Source organism: Moorena sp. SIO4E2, from assembly GCF_010671945.1.
In the GTDB taxonomy this organism is placed as follows: Bacteria; Cyanobacteriota; Cyanobacteriia; order Cyanobacteriales; family Coleofasciculaceae; genus Moorena; species Moorena producens.
This window is the reverse complement of record NZ_JAAHIE010000913.1, coordinates 1-2,256: the sequence shown is the minus strand read 5'-3', so window position 1 is coordinate 2,256 and position 2,256 is coordinate 1. Positions and strand designations below refer to the sequence as shown.

4 protein-coding genes are annotated in these 2,256 nt (G+C 45.6%); 3 read left to right on the top strand and 1 reads right to left on the bottom strand.

Translation table 11 applies throughout. The features are described from left to right. The coding region (locus tag F6K37_RS38920; protein ID WP_287256571.1) for a hypothetical protein at positions 1-399 on the top strand (399 nt) is incomplete at its 5' end. 20 nt (positions 400-419) lie between these two features. Here F6K37_RS38920 and pdxA read toward each other — a convergent pair. After that, positions 420-1,520: a 4-hydroxythreonine-4-phosphate dehydrogenase PdxA gene (gene pdxA / locus F6K37_RS38915; protein ID WP_287256568.1), complete on the bottom strand. Its 1,101-nt coding sequence runs from the start codon at positions 1,518-1,520 to the stop codon at positions 420-422. Positions 1,521-1,682: 162 nt separating this feature from the next. On the opposite strand from pdxA, the gene petM reads away from it, so the two are divergent. Both petM and F6K37_RS38905 read left to right on the top strand, forming a co-directional pair. Then, a complete protein-coding gene (gene petM / locus F6K37_RS38910) occupies positions 1,683-1,787 on the top strand; it encodes a cytochrome b6-f complex subunit PetM (protein ID WP_063747919.1) in 105 nt (34 codons plus the stop codon). 222 nt (positions 1,788-2,009) lie between these two features. Continuing rightward, positions 2,010-2,256 (top strand): NAD(P)H-binding protein (locus F6K37_RS38905; protein WP_287256565.1); only part of this gene is annotated, 247 nt, incomplete at its 3' end.

Below are 2,256 nucleotides of genomic sequence, written 5' to 3'. Positions count from 1 at the left end.
AATAAAAAAACCAGGAGAAAGCTGATGATCCGTAAAACACTAGTTATAGTAGGAATCGGCTGGATAGTTGTGGGATTGGTACCTCTTGCCTATGCTCAGTCAGGAGCGCAGTCTAGTGAGCCAAGCGGTTCAGTAACCCTGTCTGGTGACACCCTCCGCCAAGTTAATGGTCGCACGGTCTCAGACGATTATGGCACCTTTTTCCCAACATCACTAGAGCTGGAGGAAAAGGAAGGCTTAGGTAACAATTTACAGCCTAAGTTCAAGGTTGGTTCAAGTGACAATGTAGACATAGTTTTTGGGGATACCATCCAGCAGGAAGAACTTAATGTGTTTCCTCAATCCCCAACTACTCGCAATACTCAAAAAGTCCAGTTGGCGGTTCCACTAAGAGAGTAAAGGTTGACTAAAAGTTTGTTCTAAGCACTGATAGCTAAAGGGTTACTCAACCTCTGGTTCACCAGTTCAGTAGCTAGGCTAATTGCAGCCTTCATGCTAGTAGCGTTAGCAATGCCAAGACCGGCAATATCAAACGCTGTGCCATGATCAGGAGAAGTACGCACAAAGGGTAAACCGATGGTAGTATTGATCGCTCTGTCAAATGCCATGAGTTTGACAGGAATTAAGCCCTGGTCATGATAGAGTGCCAAATAAGCATCATGAGCATTATCAGCGTACTGCTGGTGGTTGCCGTACCAAGCCTGACCAGGTTTTACCCAAAGAGTGTCAGGAGGTATTGGTCCATCTAATTGGATAGTCGAGCGTTGCTGGCGCTCTTGCTCTAGCCAGGGAATCAGCCAATCTTGTTCTTCACAACCTAGCTGACCCTGCTCACCACTATGAGGATTTAACCCAGAAATCGCGATTCGAGGTTTGTTGATGCCAAAATCACTAGCCAAACAGGCGATCAGTAAGTCTAGTTTACTCCCCATCAATAGTGGCGTTAAGGTATTTGGGACTTGACTTAAAGGAATATGTGTGGTAGCTAAAAGTGTACGTAGCACCCAACCACTATGGGGCGATCGCGCTACGAAGAGCATCCCAAATTGTTTGACACCAGAGTAGTGGGCTAGCACTTCAGTTTGACCAGGATAATCATGTCCTGCGGCTTTCCAGAGAGACTTGGCAATGGGTGCGGTCACAATACCATCAAACTCACCACGTTGGGTGAGTGCGATCGCATTTTCCAGATACATAAAACTAAGAGCACCACTAGCAGCATTACCAACACCTGGGGTTATTTGAGGCCTTTGTCCGTAATCCAACTCAATGTCAAGGATTGATAATGTCTCTGGGGAAGCTAAAGTAGCTACATCTTCAATCCCCTGCTGACTTAGCTGGGTGTAAGCCCCATTCAAGAGGTACCGACTGCCAATCACGGTTATCTCACAATTCCTAGTGACTTGGGAATCTGCCAATGCCTTGAGGACAACTTCTGGTCCAATGCCTGCCGGATCTCCCAAGGTCACCGCTAACCTAGGACGCCTTGGTGGTGAGTTAAGTTTTCCTGTCAAAGACATGTTCTGATGGTTTGTTGACAAGTCTGACATAATTCGTAAACACTCCAGTACCCTAACCCCTTTGCTGGAATACTCTTGCTCAGGATTTCCATAGGATTGCTATATTCTCGCACCCTAGTCATGATACCTTGTAACAAAAGTACATAGGAGATCATAAAACTAATGGGTACAGAAATTTTCAATGCAGCGTTTTTGTCCTTCACCCTGATTCTTGTGGGTTTGGGCTTAGGCTTCTTGCTACTCAAAATCCAGGGAGTGTCAGAATAGTTTCTAGTGAATGGGTTATGGGGTAACGGCTCTGGGGTTTGGTCAAGAATTCTGGCACAGTTTTCTTTTAAACCAATCACTTATGCTGTCTTAGCCTAAACCCATTCTCCCACACCCCTCACCTGATGGCGTTGCCTATTGAATACCAGAAAAATGAGAGATCGACAAAATTTCTGATAGAATCTTATAGAAAGTTTAAGATTCCTTACTAAAATTACTATAATGAACTTGTTGGTCGTCGGTGCAACTGGCACCTTAGGAAGACAGGTGGTTCGTCGTGCACTAGACGAGGATCATCAGGTACGCTGTCTTGTACGCAGTCCACGAAAAGCTTCTTTCCTTAAAGAATGGGGAGCAGAACTAGTACAAGGAGACCTCTGTGTTCCAGAAACCCTACCAAAAGCCCTGGAAGGGATCACAGCTGTCATTGATGCGGCAACATCGAGACCAACAGATTCTCTGACCATCA